Below are 16,376 nucleotides of genomic sequence, written 5' to 3'. Positions count from 1 at the left end.
AGGTCCAGGACAGAGTCCTGGTGGGGTTCGGGGCGAAGCCCTGACAAAGGCTTCCTTATCCAGGCTTTTCTTAAAAGGGTGCTGAATAGTTACTTCTTCCGAGGCCATGTTGTTTCTCGAAATGTTCGTGGTTCCGTGGCATTGACTTGGCGGGGGGGTAAGGGGTATAACCGCGACCACAATGCGGAAGGCGCGGGTTGGTGGGCTGACAGGGCTGGGGAGCGGTAGCGTGGATGGATCTTGGGTGGCACAGAAACGGGTTGCGATCCTGGTCCTTGAGGATGGGACCGTCTTCAAGGGACACGCTCTGGGAGCCGCATCCCGGCAGGTGGGCGAAGTTTGCTTCAACACCTCGATGACCGGCTACCAGGAGATCATGAGCGACCCTTCGTATGCCGGACAGATCGTGACCATGACGGCCACACAGATTGGCAACGTCGGCATCAATCCCGAGGATATGGAGTCCGCCCGCCCCCACATTCGTGGTTTCGTGATCAAGGAGTCCTCCCGTATCGTCTCCAACTGGCGGCAGCGTGAAACGTTGGGCTCCTTTCTGGAGCGGCATGCCATTCCCGCCATTGAGGGGATCGATACCCGGCAGTTGGTCAACCTGCTGCGGAGCAAGGGCTCTCAACGGGGTGCGCTCTCCACCATCGGGGGGGATCCGGAGGAGCTTTTGGCGCAGGCGCGTGCCTGGCCCGGCCTGGAAGGGATGGATCTGACCGGTGAGGTGACCTGTTCTGCCCCCCATGTCTGGCAAGAAGGGGGGTGGCGACTGGGGCAGGGTTATGCATCCGGGGTGGCGGACGCCGCGCATCATGTGGTGGTCATGGATTTCGGGGTCAAGTATAACATATTGCGCTGCCTGGTTGAATCCGGCTGCCGGTTGACGGTCGTTCCGGCCACGGCGCAGCCATCCGACATTCTGGCCTTGGCCCCGGATGGCGTTTTTCTCTCCAATGGTCCCGGCGACCCGGATGCCGTCAAAGGGGGGATCGCCGCCATACGGGCGCTTTTGACCAGCGGCAAGCCGCTCTTCGGTATCTGTCTCGGGCATCAGATGCTCTCCCTGGCTTTGGGCGCCCGGACCGCCAAAATGAAATTTGGCCATCGGGGTGGGAATCATCCTGTGCAAAATCTGGCGACCGGCCAGGTGGAAGTGACAGCCCAAAACCACGGCTTTATGGTGGAGGATGGCAGCCTGCCGAAGGAAGCGGAAGTCACCCACCGCTCCTTGTTCGATGGCACGGTCGAGGGTATTCGTCTGCGGGATCGCCCGGTGTTTTCGGTCCAGTTTCATCCGGAGGCGAGTCCGGGACCGCATGATTCCCGCTACCTTTTCCAGCAGTTCGCCGACATGATGCGGGGGTGAGGGGATGCCCAAACGTACCGATATTCGGAAAATCCTGCTGATCGGGTCGGGCCCCATTGTCATCGGCCAGGCCTGTGAGTTCGACTACTCCGGCGCCCAGGCCTGCAAGGCTTTGGGGGAAGAGGGGTACCAGGTAATCCTGGTCAACTCCAATCCGGCCACCATCATGACGGATCCCGACCTGGCGTCCCGGACCTACGTCGAGCCCATCACGGTGGAGATGGTGACCGAGATCATCCGGAAGGAGCGTCCGGATGTTTTGTTGCCGACCATGGGAGGTCAGACCGGCCTGAATATGGCCATGCAACTGGCCGACCAGGGTGTTCTGGCCGAGTATGGCGTCGAGATGATCGGCGCCACCCGGGATGTCATCGACAAGGCCGAGAATCGCGAACTTTTCAAGGAGGCCATGACCCGCATCGGGTTGGACATGCCCCGGTCCGGGTTTGCCCACAATCTGGAAGAGGCCCGGCGCATCCTGGAGGAGGTGGGCTATCCTGTGGTCATTCGCCCCAGTTTTACCATGGGGGGAAGTGGCGGGGGCATTGCCTACAACCAGGAGGAGTTCGATGAGATCATCCTGAGTGGCCTGGAGGCCTCTCCCATCTCCGAAGTCCTTGTGGAAGAGTCTGTTTTGGGGTGGAAAGAGTATGAAATGGAGGTGGTGCGCGACCGCCAGGATAACGCCATCATCGTCTGCTCCATCGAAAATCTTGATCCCATGGGCGTCCATACGGGGGACTCCATCACGGTGGCCCCGGCCCTGACCCTGACGGACAAGGAATATCAGATCATGCGCAACGCCTCGATCGCCGTGTTGCGCGAGATCGGGGTGGACACGGGCGGCTCCAACGTCCAGTTTGCCGTGCATCCCGAGACGGGACGCCTGGTGGTCATTGAAATGAACCCGCGTGTCTCCCGGTCGTCGGCGTTGGCCTCCAAGGCCACGGGGTTTCCCATCGCCAAAGTGGCAGCCAAGCTGGCTGTGGGGTACACCCTGCCCGAGATCATGAACGACATCACCGGGGTCATTCCGGCCTCTTTCGAGCCGACCATCGACTATGTCGTGACCAAGGTGCCTCGCTTCACCTTTGAAAAATTTCCCCAGGCCGAGCCTGTCCTGACTACCCAGATGAAGTCGGTGGGCGAGGCGATGGCCATTGGCCGGACCTTCAAGGAGTCGTTCCAAAAAGCCTTGCGCTCCCTGGAGACGGGTTTGAGCGGCTTGGATGAGGTTTTGGATCCGGCCATGAGTCGGGAGGGTCGGCAGGCGATTTTAGAAAAAGAGCTGCATCGGACTGGACCCGAGCGGGTTTTGTATGTCGCTGAAGCTTTTCGGTGTGGTCGCTCCGCCGCATGGGTGCATCAGCTCACCAGCATCGATCCCTGGTTTCTCGATCAGATCTGGCAGATCGTGAACACCGAGGAGCAATTGCGTGGGACCGCCCTGGCGGCCATGACGCCCGAGCAGATGCACGCCGTCAAAGCCATGGGCTTTTCCGACCATCGTCTGGCCAAACTGCTGAAAACCACACCTGACCTCGTCCGTCAACAGCGTCTGCTGACTGGCATCAGGCCGGTTTATAAACGGGTGGATACGTGTGCGGCGGAGTTTGCCACCGAGACGGCCTACATGTACTCCACTTACGAGGCTGTATGCGAGGCGCGTCCCTCGGCGCGCAAAAAAATCATGATCCTGGGTGGCGGTCCCAACCGCATCGGTCAGGGCATCGAGTTTGATTACTGTTGTGTCCATGCCTCCTTTGCGTTACGGGAGAGCGGCTATGAGACCATCATGGTCAACTGCAATCCGGAGACGGTTTCCACGGATTATGACACCTCGGATCGTCTCTATTTCGAGCCCTTGACCCTGGAAGATGTTCTCTCGATCGTCGATGTCGAAAAGCCCCATGGGGTTATCGTTCAGTTTGGGGGGCAGACTCCCCTGAAACTTGCGAAGGCCCTTGAGGCAGCCGGGGTTCCCATCATTGGCACCACCCCCGATGCCATCGATGTGGCGGAGGATCGTGAACGGTTTCAACAACTGTTGCATCGTCTGGGGTTGCGGCAGCCAGCCAACGGTTTGTCCCGTTCCGAGGCCGAGGCGTTGGAAGTGGCCGAACGGGTGGGCTATCCGGTGGTGGTGCGCCCTTCCTATGTCCTGGGCGGACGGGCCATGGAGATCGTTTTTGATGCCCGGGATCTGGATCGGTACATGCGCACTGCGGTGCGGGCTTCGCCGGATCATCCGGTGCTGATCGACCATTTTCTCCAGGATGCCATCGAAGTGGATGTGGATTGTGTCGCCGATGGCCGGGAGGCTGTGGTGGGTGGCATCATGGAACACATTGAGGAGGCAGGCGTTCATTCGGGAGATTCCGCCTGTTCCTTGCCTCCGTATTCCATCAGCGCCGATCTGTGCGGCGAAATAGAACGGCAAACTTTGAAACTTGCGGACGCTTTGTCTGTCATAGGCCTCATGAATGTTCAGTTTGCCATCTGTCAGGGGGAGGTTTATATTCTGGAGGTCAACCCGCGCGCCTCGCGCACGGTGCCGTTTGTTTCCAAGGCCACGGGTGTTTCCCTGGCCAAGGTCGCTGCCCGTCTCATGGCTGGCGAGACGTTGGCCGCAACAGGTATGACCAGCTATCGATTGCCCGAGCACATTTCGGTCAAGGAATCGGTCTTTCCCTTTGCCAAATTTCGGGGAGTGGATACCATCCTGGGGCCGGAGATGAAGTCCACCGGCGAGGTGATGGGTATTGCGGATACCTTCGGCATGGCCTTCGCCAAGGCCCAGTTCGGAGCAGGGGTGTTTCTGCCACGGGCCGGTGACCTGAATCCGCAGCAGAAGATTTTCATCTCGGTGCGTGATGCCGACAAGGAGAGCATGCTCCCTCCTTCCCGGCAGCTTCTGGGTATGGGTTACCGCCTCTGTGCCACACGGGGTACGGCGGAAAGGTTACGGCGCGAGGGGTTGGAAGTGGAGAGCGTCAACAAGGTCAACGAGGGCCGTCCCCATGTGGTGGACCACATGAAAAATGGCTTGATCTCCATGGTGTTCAACACCACGGAAGGCAAACAGGCCACGGAGGACTCCTTCGTTGTGCGTCGTACCGCCCTGATGTGCAAGATCCCCTATTTCACGACCGTGGCAGGCATGCGGGCCGCCGTTTCGGCCATGGGCGCCGTGCAGGATACCGGGTTCCATTGCAAGGCGTTGCAGGATTATTACCCTGGCAGGTAGGCTGTTCGACACGTTCGTTTCCTTTCCCGCATCCACGTCAAGTTATCCTGCCAATAGGAGTTGTAATGGCACAGAAAGTCCCATTGACCTTGGAAGGCGCCGAGATGTTGAAGGCGGAGTTGAAAAGGCGCAAAACCGTAGACCGCAGCAGAGTGATCGAAGCGATTGCCGAGGCGCGGGCGCATGGTGACCTTTCCGAGAATGCCGAATATGCGGCTGCCAAGGAGCAGCAGTCCTTCAACGAAGGGCGGATTCAGCACCTTGAGGCAACGCTCGCCAATGCCGATATCATCGATACGAGCCGGCTGCGGTCAAGCAAGGTGGTGTTTGGCGCCAAAGTGACGGTGACCGATGAGCAGACAGACGAGGAGGCCACCTACCATATCGTCGGGGCAGAGGAGGCCGATCTGGAGAAGGGCAAGATATCCATCACCAGTCCCCTGGCGCGCGCCATGATTGGCAAAGGGGAGGGTGACTCCATCGAGGTGCGGGCGCCGGGAGGCATCCGCCACTACGAAATTTTGACGATCCGGTTTTGAATGGTACGCCGCCGTCCGTCCAGTCGTGAATGGTTGCGAGAGCACCGCGAGGATCCTTATGTTCAGGCGGCGGCACGCGACGGGTACCGCTCCCGGGCGGCCTACAAGTTGCTGGAGATCCATGAACGGCCCCCGGTGAAGCTGCTTCGCCCCGGCATGGCGGTCGTGGATCTTGGCGCTGCCCCGGGAGGGTGGACCCAGGTGGCGTTGCAGCATGTCGGGCCGCGCGGCGTGGTTGTCGCCGTTGATCTTCTGGCCATGGACCCTTTGACCGGGGCCGAGGTGATCCAGGGCGATTTTCTCCAGGAGGCGACCATTCTGGAGGTGCGGGGCGCGTTGGGACGGCCAGCCGATTTGTTGCTGTCGGACATGGCTCCCAACATGAGTGGCATCAAGGCTGTGGATCAGCCGAGGGGTGAGTTGCTGGCCGAGGCGGCTTTGGCTTTCGCGGCGGCAATCCTGAAGCCGCAAGGAACGGCGGTGGTCAAACTGTTCGATGGCCCAGGATTTCATGATCTGGTCCGGCAGGCCCGGACCGCTTTTGGGCAGGTGAAGGTGGTGAAACCCAAGGCAAGCCGGGGTCGCAGTCCCGAGCATTATCTGGTTTGCCAGGGATTTCGTGCCTCTCTCCCCAACGAGGAGGGGATACATGCGCGTCATCAAGCAGGCGTACACATTTGACGATGTCCTTCTGGCGCCGGCTTACTCGGAGGTTTTGCCCCGGGATGTGGATGTCTCCACCTGGCTGACGCGCACCATCAGGCTCAATATTCCCCTGGTGTCGGCTGCCATGGATACGGTGACAGAGTCTCGAGCGGCCATCGCCATGGCCCAGGAAGGGGGAATCGGCATCATCCATCGGAACATGACCCCGAGGGAACAGGCCCGTGAGGTCAAGACTGTCAAGCGGTATGTCACCGGTATGGTGGTCAATCCCTGGACCATTCGTCCCGATGCCACCCTGAGCATGGCCAAGGAGATCATGCATCTCCATGTCATCTCCGGGATTCCGGTGACCGAGGAGGATGGCCGTCTGGTGGGTATTCTGACCAACCGCGATGTCCGTTTCGCTACCGACCAGGCGCAACCTGTGCGTGAGTTGATGACGCCGCAAGAGAGGCTGGTCACGGTGCGGGAAGGGGTTGACATGGCCGAGGCCAAGCGCCTTTTGCACCAGCACCGCATTGAAAAACTCCTCGTTGTGGACAGCCAGTATCGTTGTGTGGGCCTGATCACGGTCAAGGATATCGAAAAGACGCAAACCTACCCGATCGCCTGCAAAGATGAGAACGGGCGGTTGCGCGTGGGGGCCGCTGTCGGTACCAGCTCCGAGTGCCGGAAACGGGTTGCCGCCCTGGTGGATGCCCAGGTGGATGTCGTGGTTGTGGATACGGCCCATGGTCATTCACGTGGGGTTTTGGATATGGTCAAATGGATCAAAGAGAACTATCCGCATTGCCAGGTCATCGGGGGCAATGTCGCTACGTCCGAGGCGACACGCGATTTGATCGCCGCCGGGGCCGATGCCGTCAAGGTCGGGATCGGGCCGGGGTCGATCTGCACCACCCGCATTGTTGCCGGGGTGGGCGTGCCGCAGATCACCGCCGTGGCCGATTGTGCCCATGAGGCCGACCGCCATGGTGTTCCGGTCATAGCGGATGGAGGGATCAAATTTTCCGGAGAGGTGGCCAAGGCGCTTGCTGCCGGGGGCTCCAGCGTCATGTTGGGCTCCATGTTTGCCGGTACCGACGAGGCCCCAGGCGAGGTGTTCATCTACCAGGGCCGCAGTTATAAAACCTATCGTGGCATGGGATCCATCGCCGCCATGGCCAAGGGGTCCAAAGACCGCTACTTTCAGGGTGGTGTTCCCTCGGAAAAGCTGGTCCCCGAAGGGGTGGAGGGCCGGGTTCCCTACAAGGGGCCTTTGGCCACCATCATTCATCAGATGGTCGGGGGGTTGCGCTCGGCCATGGGCTATACCGGGTGTGCCACTGTGCAGGAGTTGCGCACGAAGCCGAAGTTTCTCCAAATCACCAGCGCGGGCCTCCGGGAGTCGCATGTTCACGATGTTACCATCACCAAGGAAACCCCCAACTACCGCCTGGAATAGAACCCATGTCCCCAAACCCGAACGACGCAGCCCGGCAACCCAGTGTGGCACCGATCCCCTATGCCGAGCGCATTCTGATCCTTGATTTTGGCTCCCAGTATACCCAATTGATTGCCCGCCGGGTGCGCGAGGCGCATGCCTACAGCGAAATTCACCCCTGGTTCATGCCGCCTGAAGAGATACGCGCCTTCAATCCCAAGGGGATCATTCTCTCCGGGGGTCATCAGTCGGTTTATGACTTCAAGGCCCCAACGTTGCACCCGGAGATTTTGGCCCTGGGGGTTCCCATACTGGGCATATGTTATGGCATGCAGATCCTGGCACGCCATCTGGGGGGGACGGTGGAAGCCTCGGGCAAGCGTGAATACGGGCCCATGCAGGTGCGACGGTTGGATGATCCTGGCGCACTTTTTACCGAATTTTTCCAGGAGGAGAGCACGCCGGTCTGGATGAGTCACGGGGACCATGTGACCGTGCTTCCCCAGGGATTTCGGGCGGTGGGGGCGAGTGACAATGCACCTGTCGCCGCCATGGTTGATGATCGGCGCCGCATCTATGGGGTGCAGTTTCATCCAGAGGTGAATCACACACCCCGTGGCCGCTTTTTGATCGATCCGTTTGTGCGCAAAATTTGTGGCTGTCATGGGTTATGGACTTCGGGGCATTTTATCGAGCAGGCCATTGCCCGCATTCGGCAGCAGGTGACCTCGGACCATGTCTTGTTGGGCCTCTCCGGAGGTGTGGATTCAGCGGTGACCGCTGCCTTGGTGCATCGGGCCATTGGCGAGCGCTTGACCTGTGTCTTTGTGGACAACGGCCTGCTGCGCCTCAACGAGGGCGACGAGGTGATGGCCACCTTTGCCGAACACATGGGCGTCAAGGTGATTCGTGTCGATGCCGAAGAGCGTTTCCTGGCGCGTCTGCGCGGGGTGACCGATCCGGAGCGAAAGCGCAAGATCATTGGCCACACCTTCATCGAGGTGTTCGAGGCCGAAGCGAAGCGTCTCCCCAACGTGCAGTGGTTGGCGCAGGGAACCATCTATCCCGATGTCATCGAATCCGCAGGAGGGAAGACGGGTGTTGCGGCCAGCATCAAATCCCACCACAACGTGGGAGGGTTGCCAGCCGATATGGGGTTGCAACTCCTGGAGCCGCTGCGTGAACTGTTCAAGGATGAGGTGCGCCAGGTCGGCGAAGAGCTGGGTTTGCCACGGCGCATGCTCTACCGGCACCCCTTTCCCGGGCCCGGCCTGGGGGTGCGTATCCTGGGCGAGGTCCGCAAGGAGTTTGCCGACCTGTTGCGCCAGGCCGACGCCATCTATATGGAAGAATTATACAGTTCGGGTCACTATGACCGGACCTCCCAGGCTTTTGCCGTGTTCCTTCCAGTGCGCAGCGTTGGCGTCAAGGGGGATGGCCGCAGCTATGAGTATGTCGTTGCGTTGCGAGCCGTGGAGACCCAGGACTTCATGACCGCCGCCTGGTATCCCATGCCCCAGGAACTCCTCTCCCGCATGGCCAACCGGATCATCAACGAGGTTCCCGGCATCAATCGGGTGGTCTATGACATCACCTCCAAACCGCCGGGCACGATCGAGTGGGAGTGAGGTGGATGGTATCTTCTGGGATGCTGCACGCGAGGGGTGCGTGAATAAGCGGATGAAGTTGCTGGACAGCGTAAAGCATAACCCGCGTGACTGGCGAATGGATGATTTGCTTGTATTGGCACGGCAAGTGGGTATTGAATGTCGTAACCATGGGGGCAGTCACCATGTATTTAGCTATCCTGGTGTAGAAGGCCTTGTGACCGTACCGGCGCACCGACCAATCAAACCAGTTTATATTCGCCAATTTTTGTTATTGGTTGCGGATGTGCAGGAGTTACAGAGATGAGCAAGGTTTCAGTCAAAATCATTCCACAGATCGCGCCTTCGTTTCCCTTCGAAGCATATGCGCACACAATTGCACCTTTGTCACCAGAAGAGGGGGGGGGGTTTCTGATCACTTTTCCGGATTTGCCCGGGTGCATGGCTGATGGTGAAACGGTTGCCGAGACGGTAATGAATGGCCGGGATGCCTTCGCGTCTTGGGTGTCGGCTCGTATGGATTGTGGCAAAGCCATCCCCAAACCAGCCTATCAGCCCGGGATTATGCCTGCGGTTTCTGGTCGGTTTGTCACGCGATTGCCCAAGTCAATCCATGCCAAGCTCGCCGAGTGGGCCAAGGCGGAAGGTGTCAGTTTGAATACTCTGGTCCTGACCTTGATTGCCGAGGGGCTTGGGAGACACGATACGCAGCTGATCAACACAAACGGTTGATCACTTGAATGTAGGATGCTTTCAATCGGGGACAAAGACGTTGGAAATTTCCCATCTGGCCTTTGGCCTCGTCACTGACCACCTGGAACACCCTGACCGGCAGATCAGACAAAGACACCCGCACCACGTCAGTCCACGTTTTTGCATCACGTTGAATGGCGTACTGCTCCAGAAGGATGAAGTTGGAAATCGGCTCAATGCCCACCAAGCAAATGTCTGGGTGGAAGGTTTCATCCTCTACGATTGAGATTGCTTTTGGCTCCATTTTTGGTGCCAAACGGCACCGTTCTTCCTGGCCAAATGCCATTATCTCTTTTTCCATGGAAACCAAAACCTTATGCTGTACACCATATGAACCAGCCACAAACTTGTCCAACCTGCTCAACTCCAAAAAGAGACAAACAATACGGGCACTTCCATTTGCAATCTGTGTCATGACGAATTGAGCGGCAACAACGACCTGATGCAAAAATGCCACCCCATCGGGACTCTCAAAAAAGGCCGCAACCACTGGGGATTCGGCCAATGATCCTTTGCGCTTAAGCCAATATTGAAGGGTGGTCCTGGGAATCTCCATTTCCGCTGCTGCTTGACGTTGGCTCTTATCTATGCGAACCTTTTCGAGGTAAACCAAGCTGGCAGCGACATCGTCACGGCCCCATCGGTGATTTCTGGCTTCCCCTGAATCTTCTTTCGTGATTGACTTGGTCATGGCTCGGTCTCTTCCTTGAGTGGAGAACTTGGCAAGCGGCTACTTGCCAAACCGAGCCTATATCAATCAGGTCACTGATGGCATCCCCTCCTGGAGGGTAAAATTTGGTCCGATGGCCGAAACGATGATCAAGGCCGACCACGACTCCAGCTTCCTTTTTGGTGAGGCTAGAGGAAATAATGGGAATGTTCAAAGGGTTATAAAAATTCTTTCCAAGCTGCCCTTCACTGCCGAAAGGGGGGATTTTTCGAAGCCCGGTTTTTATGCGTTCGGGGGGCAGTAGATGTTTATAATTAAAATCGTACAAGCAAGACCACGGCTCACGTCACACCATGCGAGCCAGGGGTGCGACGCTGCCGTTGTCTGTTGAACCGGCTTCCCTGCGCAGGGAGCTACCGGCGGTGCTCTTTGTGCTTTTCCGTAAAATGCTGCAACTCCAGATCAAGGGTCTCCAGAGCGTCGTTGACAGCGGCCACAACGGTGGCAGACTCTCTCTTGGCGGTGAGAGTCGTGCCGGAGACATTGACGACAGCCGTCACTTCAGCCCGTCCTTCATTTTTATGGGCATTTTTTTGCACGGACACCCGAGCATGGGTGACGGGACCAAAACGACGATCCATGGCCTCCATACGTTTTTGGATCCGTTCCCGCAACTCGTCACCCAACTCCACATTTCGGCCTTCAAATTTTATATCCATGGATTCTCCGCTTCTAGTCGATCCAGATTGAGCACACGCAAATCATACCACTTTTTGCAGATCGTATTCCAGAATGCCTTCCGCCCCCATCTCTTTGAGCCGGGGAATAAGGTCGCGCACCAGGTTGCGGTTAACGACGGTTTCCACGGCGACCCAGTTGGTGCGATAGAGGTGACTCACCGTCGGCGCACGCAGGCAGGGGAGCATCTTGACCACCTCTTCCGCCAGATTTTCCGCGACATTCATTTTGAGAACAACGTGGTGACGGGCGGCCAAGGCGGCTTGCAACAGCAGAGCCACCTGGTCGATCTTGGTCTTTTTCCAGGGATCGCGCAAGGCATCCTTGTTGGCGATCAATTGGGTGCGGGTTTCAAGCAGGTCGGCCACAATGCGCAAACCATGCGCACGAATGGTTGAACCAGTCTCCGTGATCTCCACCACGGCATCCACCAACCCTTCCACCACCTTGGCCTCGGTCGCTCCCCAGGAGAATTGCACATCGGCCTGGATTTGGCGTTGTTGCAGATATTTTTGGGTAAAGTTGACCAGCTCCGTGGCAATCTTTTTACCTTGCAGATCGGCCACGGATTGGATGGGAGAGTCCTTGGGCACCACCAAAACCCAACGGCAGGGTTTGTTGGTGCTTTTGGAATATTCCAGCTCGCAAATATTGGCCACCTCATCCTGACAATCCCGTTCGATGATCCAATCCTGACCGGTCAACCCCAGATCCAGCGTTCCATCCGTGACATAACGCGCCATCTCCTGGGGGCGGACCAGCGCACAATAGAGATCTGGATCGTTGACCGAAGGAAAATAGTTCCGGGAGTGGGTATCGATTTTCCATCCGGCCTGGAGAAAAAGTTCCATGGTGGACTTTTCCAGGCTTCCCTTGGGGATGCCAAGTTTCAGTTGTCTGGTCATGTTGGCGGGATTCCTTGTCATGGGGCAAAGACCAAGTGGGTCGGAAGCTGCGAAAAATGATCGATCATACGGTCCGGGTGGAGATCCGGAATCGACATGCCGCCGTTGTACCCGTAGGAGACAGCCACCACCGGACATGCCGCTGCCCGGGCAGCCAGGATATCGGTTTCCGAGTCGCCCACCATGACCGCCCGGTCGGCTGATCGCTGCATCACATCCAGGGCGTGCCAGAGAGGTTGGGGTTCCGGTTTGAATTGAGGGATGGAACCACCACCCACAATAGTGGCAAAAAAATGGGTCATGGCCAACTGTTCCACCAGGGAGATCGACAGGTGCAGCGGTTTGTTGGTGACCACCCCCAGGAGGAACCCTTGCTCCCGCAACAGCTCCAGAGTTTCCATGACGCCGGGGAAAGGGCGCGAGTGGTCGGCAAGGTGGGCGGCATAATGGTCCAGAAACTCCTGGAGCGCCGCATCGAAATCCCGATCCACACCCGGCTGCGGGGGTGTGGCGGCTTTGCCCCAGAAACCCCGGGCGATCAACGACCGGGCGCCGTGTCCCACATAATCGCGCACCAGGTCGTGCGCCAACGCTGGATAGCCGCGTTTTTCAACGACGTGATTCAAGGCTCGCCACAAATCCTGGGAGGTATCCACAAGGGTGCCGTCGAGGTCGAAAAGTATGGCATGACAAGCCAGAGGTGCAGAATCTTGGGCAGGCATCTCTCACTCTTTTCCGTGGGTTTCCAAACGAACGCCCACATGGGGCAGCTCTCGGTGGTGCTCGGCATAATCGATTCCGTAACCGACGACGAAGGCGTCCGGAATGGTAAAACCGACAAAGTCGGCGGCGAACGGAACCTCCCGGCGGGCCGGTTTGTCGAGCAGAACGCAGGTGAGAATTTGTGTGGCGCCCTTGTCGCGCAGGCGGCGCACGGCAAAGGCTAAGGTGTTGCCACTGTCGAGGATGTCATCCAGGAGGAGCACCTGCCGTCCCGTCAAGTCCATGGTTTGGTCCATGCGAACCTGCACTTGCCCGCTGGAGGTTGTTCCCTTGCCATAGGAGGAGAGAACCATAAAGTCCACGAAGGGTTTGATGCCCAGTCGGGAGAGGGCGCGCATCAGGTCGGCGGTCAGGATCAGAGCCCCCTTGAGCACCCCGATGAGAACCGGTTCCCGATCCAGGTGCGGCGCCATCTCTTTTGCCATTGCGGAAATTCTCTCCTGGATTTGGGTTTCCGTGAACAGGATGGTGACCTGGTGGTTCACGGCTCCCCCTTTTCCAGAAGAAAAACGGCCATGGGCGCCAGCAGATTGGCCGCTGCCATGGGGACAAGGAGATTGGCAAGGAGACGTTTGACCTTGCCATGGGGCCGGTTCCCGGTCCATCCCAGGGGGATTTGTTGAATGATCCGGACATTCATGGAACGGCACAAATCCTGAAAATCCATGATGGTGCAGACATGGATGTTGGGCGTATTGTGCCACTCGAAGGGGAACTGGGGATTCAAGGGCATGCGCCCCGAAAAGGTCAAAGCCAGACGATTGCGCCAATGACCAAAATTGGGAAAGGAGACAATGCTCTTCTTGCCGACGCGCAGCATCTCTTCGATGACGAAACGCGGTTTGGTGATGGTTTGCAGGGTATGGGACAGGATGACGTAGTCGAAGGCGTTGTCGTGGTGATCGGACAACCCCTGGTCGATGTCGCCATGGTAGACGGGCACTCCGCGCTCGATGCAGACCCGCACCCCCTCCAGGGAGATTTCGACCCCGAATCCCCGGACCTTTTTTTTGCCGATGAGATGTCCGAGCAGCATGCCGTCACCGCAGCCCAGGTCCATGACACGGGAACCCTCCGCCACCAAACCGGCGATCACCTCCAGGTCAACGCGCAACTCAGGCAACGTTTATCTCCTGGCGGGTGGTCTCTTCCAAAAGTCGCCGCAAAAAACCGGCCAGGGACTCTTTGTATTGCGGTGCGTCCAACAGGAAGGCATCGTGACCGTGCGGGGAGGAAAGTTCCTGAAATGTGACCTCTTTGCGGTTCCAATTCAATATTTTGACCAGCTCCTTGGAGCGGCTGGTATCAAAACGCCAATCGGTGTCGAAACACATCACCAAAAAACGGGCCGTGACCGGTTTGAGCCGTTTGGCCGTGGTTTCCGGATCCGGAAACGGGTCGTAATAGTCCATGGCCTTGGTGATGTAGAGATAGGTGTTGGCATCGAAGCGGCGCACGAACGAGGATCCCTGGTAACTGAGATAGCTCTCCACGGCAAAGTCGTTTTCAAACCCATAGGAGAGATTTTCCCGATTTTGCAGCCGACGGCCAAATTTTTCGTGCAGACCCTTCTCGGAGAGGTAGGTGATGTGGGCCATCATGCGGGCCAGGGCCAATCCGTTTTCCGGACGTGGACCTTCGTAATGGTCGCCGTGATTGAAATGCGGGTCGGACATGATGGCTTGGCGCGCCACGGCATTGAAAGCAATATTCTGCGCCGAGAGCCTGGGCGTGGAACCGATGATGATGCTGGAGGCGACCTGATCCGGGTAGTCCAGGGCCCATTGCAGGGCGATCATGCCCCCCATGGAGCCCCCCGCCACGGAGAGGAGTTTTTTGATGCCGAGGTGGTCTATAAAGGCTTTTTGCAGGCGGGTCATATCCCCGAGGGTGATCATGGGGAAACGTAATCCGAAGGGCTTCCCCGTTTCAGGGTCGATGCTGGATGGCCCCGTGGTGCCGTTGCATCCGCCCAGATTGTTGGTGCTGATGATGTAGAATTTTTGCGTATCGAACGGCTTGCCCGGTCCGATATAGTCATCCCACCAGCCGGGATGTTTGTCGTCAAGGCGGTGGAGACCAGCCGCATGGGCATTGCCGGAGAGGGCATGGCAGATCAGGACGGCGTTGGAGGCGTCGGCGTTTAATTGGCCGTAGGTTTCGTAGGCGACATGCACCGGTCCAAGCGTGGCACCGCAATCCAGGGCGAGAGGTTTCTCCCTGGTGAACAGGTCGACGTATTGGGTGGTGACGATACCGACTGAACCCGGTTGGCTTGCCAGCGTCATGCCTTGCGTCCGGATAAGGGTGGCTCCAGTTTCACAGCAACAAACCGCATTGCCAGGGATCCCGGCGACCGCAACCGGCAGCCAGACCCCTTCAGCTTGACCCGCCATTCTAACCCTGCGTGATTTTCTGTCAAGGTCGTTACAATAATTTGTTGAATTTATGGATAAAAATGGACATAGCCCTGTCTCGGTCATGTTCCAAAAAATACCATTGAGTCTTTAATCCATACGAATCAGCACTTTGCGAGCGCCATGCCGCCCGGCGCGCTCCATGGCCGTCACGCCATCGCTCAAGGGATGGACCTCCTCCACCAGATCGGTTACGGGGATCAGGCCCGCCGCCAGCAGCCGTAGTGCCGGTGGAAAGGGGCCACAACGGGAGCCGCGCACCGTGATTTCATCCACCACCCACGCCGATGTATCCAGGAGGGCTTTTTCCGGCAGGGTACTCTTCAGAACGATGGTTCCCCGGGGACGGACCAGCCGGCGGGCGGTTTCCCATCCCGCAAGGCGCCCGGTACACTCCACCACCCAATCAGCGGACCCCTGGCCCATGGCGGATGACGCCTCCAGGCAGGTCGACATGCCCATCTTTGCCAGCGGTTGCAGCTTGTCGGGGTGGTGACCCACAACGGTCAGGTCACACCCGGTCAGGCGCAACACCCGGGCGATGAGCTGACCGAGGCGGCCATCACCCACCACCATGACCCGGTCGGTTGGTCGGATGTGGCACTGCTGGACAATTTCCTGCGCTGCGGCCAAGGGTTCGACAAAGACCGCCATGGTGTCCGTGATGGCCTCCGGCACAGCGTGGAGATTGGCCAGGGGGAGCAGGCAATAGTCGGCAAAAACACCCTGGCGTCCGCGAATGCCCAGGGTGGTGCGCCGCAGACAGTGGCTCTGCTCCTGGCGCTGGCAAGGGGGGCAGGTGCCACAAACGCCATTGATCTCCCCCACTACCCGCCGGCCATGCCATGCTGAATCCTGCGGGGCAACCACGTCGCCGACAAACTCATGCCCGGGAATACCTTGAAAATTCAGGTAACCACGGGCAATGGCGAGATCCGTACCGCAAATCCCGGCCAACCGGATCCGGATCAGGGCCTCGCCAGGAGGAACTTCAGGTAGGGGAAGATCATGCCTGAGCTGCCATCGGCCATTCCAAAACAATCCTCGCATGGTGTCCATGTTGATCCACCCTCTCCGTATGGCTACCCTGGATCCTGTGTAACGATTCAGTACCTTTACAAGAACAGCTTTGACACAGGAACAGCTTTGACACAGGAACAGCTTTGACACAGGAACAGCTTTGACACAGGAACAGCTTTGATATGAAAGCCTTTGTCAGGGCTTCGCCCCGAACCCCACCAGGAGGAAGGGCACAG

Annotated in this window: 17 protein-coding genes; 9 read left to right on the top strand and 8 right to left on the bottom strand. The window is 58.3% G+C overall.

All coding sequences use genetic code 11. The features are described 5' to 3' along the window. Positions 1-181 precede the first annotated feature (181 nt). The 8 genes from carA (at position 182) to HQL63_13205 (ending at position 9,586) form a co-directional block, all read left to right on the top strand. A complete protein-coding gene (carA, locus tag HQL63_13240) occupies positions 182-1,372 on the top strand; it encodes a glutamine-hydrolyzing carbamoyl-phosphate synthase small subunit (protein ID MBF0177792.1) in 1,191 nt (396 codons plus the stop codon). A 4-nt stretch (positions 1,373-1,376) separates the two neighbouring features. Further along, positions 1,377-4,619 carry a carbamoyl-phosphate synthase large subunit gene (gene carB, locus HQL63_13235; protein ID MBF0177791.1) on the top strand — a complete coding sequence of 1,081 codons (3,243 nt, stop codon included), beginning with the start codon at positions 1,377-1,379 and terminating at the stop codon, positions 4,617-4,619. 65 nt (positions 4,620-4,684) lie between these two features. Continuing rightward, complete coding sequence (greA, locus tag HQL63_13230; GenBank protein ID MBF0177790.1) at positions 4,685-5,158, top strand: transcription elongation factor GreA; 474 nt, start codon at positions 4,685-4,687, stop codon at positions 5,156-5,158. Further along, complete coding sequence (locus HQL63_13225; GenBank protein ID MBF0177789.1) at positions 5,159-5,839, top strand: RlmE family RNA methyltransferase; 681 nt, start codon at positions 5,159-5,161, stop codon at positions 5,837-5,839. Beyond that, the gene (gene guaB / locus HQL63_13220) at positions 5,808-7,268 is read left to right on the top strand and encodes an IMP dehydrogenase (protein MBF0177788.1); all 1,461 of its coding nucleotides are present in this window, start codon (positions 5,808-5,810) and stop codon (positions 7,266-7,268) included. Before HQL63_13225 ends, guaB begins: the two co-directional genes overlap by 32 nt. A 44-nt stretch (positions 7,269-7,312) precedes the next feature. Next, a complete protein-coding gene (gene guaA, locus HQL63_13215) occupies positions 7,313-8,875 on the top strand; it encodes a glutamine-hydrolyzing GMP synthase (GenBank protein ID MBF0177787.1) in 1,563 nt (520 codons plus the stop codon). 40 nt (positions 8,876-8,915) lie between these two features. Beyond that, positions 8,916-9,161: a type II toxin-antitoxin system HicA family toxin gene (locus HQL63_13210; protein MBF0177786.1), complete on the top strand. Its 246-nt coding sequence runs from the start codon at positions 8,916-8,918 to the stop codon at positions 9,159-9,161. Beyond that, positions 9,158-9,586, top strand: a complete 429-nt coding sequence (locus HQL63_13205; GenBank protein MBF0177785.1) for a type II toxin-antitoxin system HicB family antitoxin — start codon at positions 9,158-9,160, stop codon at positions 9,584-9,586. The genes HQL63_13210 and HQL63_13205 overlap by 4 nt, the downstream gene beginning before the upstream one ends. On the opposite strand, the gene HQL63_13200 is transcribed toward HQL63_13205, so the two are convergent. Then, on the bottom strand, positions 9,570-10,298 hold the full coding sequence (locus tag HQL63_13200; GenBank protein ID MBF0177784.1) for a hypothetical protein: 729 nt from the start codon (positions 10,296-10,298) through the stop codon (positions 9,570-9,572). The genes HQL63_13205 and HQL63_13200 overlap by 17 nt on opposite strands. Before the next feature lie 28 nt (positions 10,299-10,326). Between HQL63_13200 and HQL63_13195 the strand changes: the two genes are divergently transcribed. Continuing rightward, a complete protein-coding gene (locus tag HQL63_13195; protein ID MBF0177783.1) occupies positions 10,327-10,581 on the top strand; it encodes a hypothetical protein in 255 nt (84 codons plus the stop codon). A 109-nt stretch (positions 10,582-10,690) separates the two neighbouring features. Here HQL63_13195 and raiA read toward each other — a convergent pair whose 3' ends face one another. The 7 genes from raiA to HQL63_13160 all read right to left on the bottom strand — a co-directional run bounded on the left by raiA (position 10,691) and on the right by HQL63_13160 (position 16,170). Next, positions 10,691-10,996, bottom strand: coding sequence for a ribosome-associated translation inhibitor RaiA (gene raiA / locus HQL63_13190; protein MBF0177782.1), 306 nt, complete (start codon positions 10,994-10,996; stop codon positions 10,691-10,693). Positions 10,997-11,038: 42 nt separating this feature from the next. Next, positions 11,039-11,920, bottom strand: a complete 882-nt coding sequence (locus HQL63_13185) for an ATP phosphoribosyltransferase (GenBank protein ID MBF0177781.1) — start codon at positions 11,918-11,920, stop codon at positions 11,039-11,041. Positions 11,921-11,937: 17 nt separating this feature from the next. Next, on the bottom strand, positions 11,938-12,642 hold the full coding sequence (gph, locus tag HQL63_13180; GenBank protein ID MBF0177780.1) for a phosphoglycolate phosphatase: 705 nt from the start codon (positions 12,640-12,642) through the stop codon (positions 11,938-11,940). A 3-nt stretch (positions 12,643-12,645) separates the two neighbouring features. Further along, a complete protein-coding gene (gene hpt, locus HQL63_13175) occupies positions 12,646-13,188 on the bottom strand; it encodes a hypoxanthine phosphoribosyltransferase (GenBank protein ID MBF0177779.1) in 543 nt (180 codons plus the stop codon). After that, the gene (gene metW / locus HQL63_13170; GenBank protein ID MBF0177778.1) at positions 13,185-13,826 is read right to left on the bottom strand and encodes a methionine biosynthesis protein MetW; all 642 of its coding nucleotides are present in this window, start codon (positions 13,824-13,826) and stop codon (positions 13,185-13,187) included. Before metW ends, hpt begins: the two co-directional genes overlap by 4 nt. Further along, the gene (locus HQL63_13165; protein ID MBF0177777.1) at positions 13,819-14,991 is read right to left on the bottom strand and encodes a homoserine O-acetyltransferase; all 1,173 of its coding nucleotides are present in this window, start codon (positions 14,989-14,991) and stop codon (positions 13,819-13,821) included. Before HQL63_13165 ends, metW begins: the two co-directional genes overlap by 8 nt. 219 nt (positions 14,992-15,210) lie before the next feature. Next, entirely contained in the window at positions 15,211-16,170 is a 960-nt protein-coding gene (locus tag HQL63_13160; protein MBF0177776.1) for an alcohol dehydrogenase catalytic domain-containing protein, read from the bottom strand. Between the last annotated feature and the right edge of the window lie 206 nt (positions 16,171-16,376).

The sequence above is a fragment of the Magnetococcales bacterium genome (genome assembly GCA_015231175.1).
Taxonomy (GTDB): Bacteria; Pseudomonadota; Magnetococcia; order Magnetococcales; family DC0425bin3; genus HA3dbin3.
The sequence above is the reverse complement of the archived record's forward strand: the minus strand, read 5'-3'. Positions and strand labels throughout refer to the sequence as shown.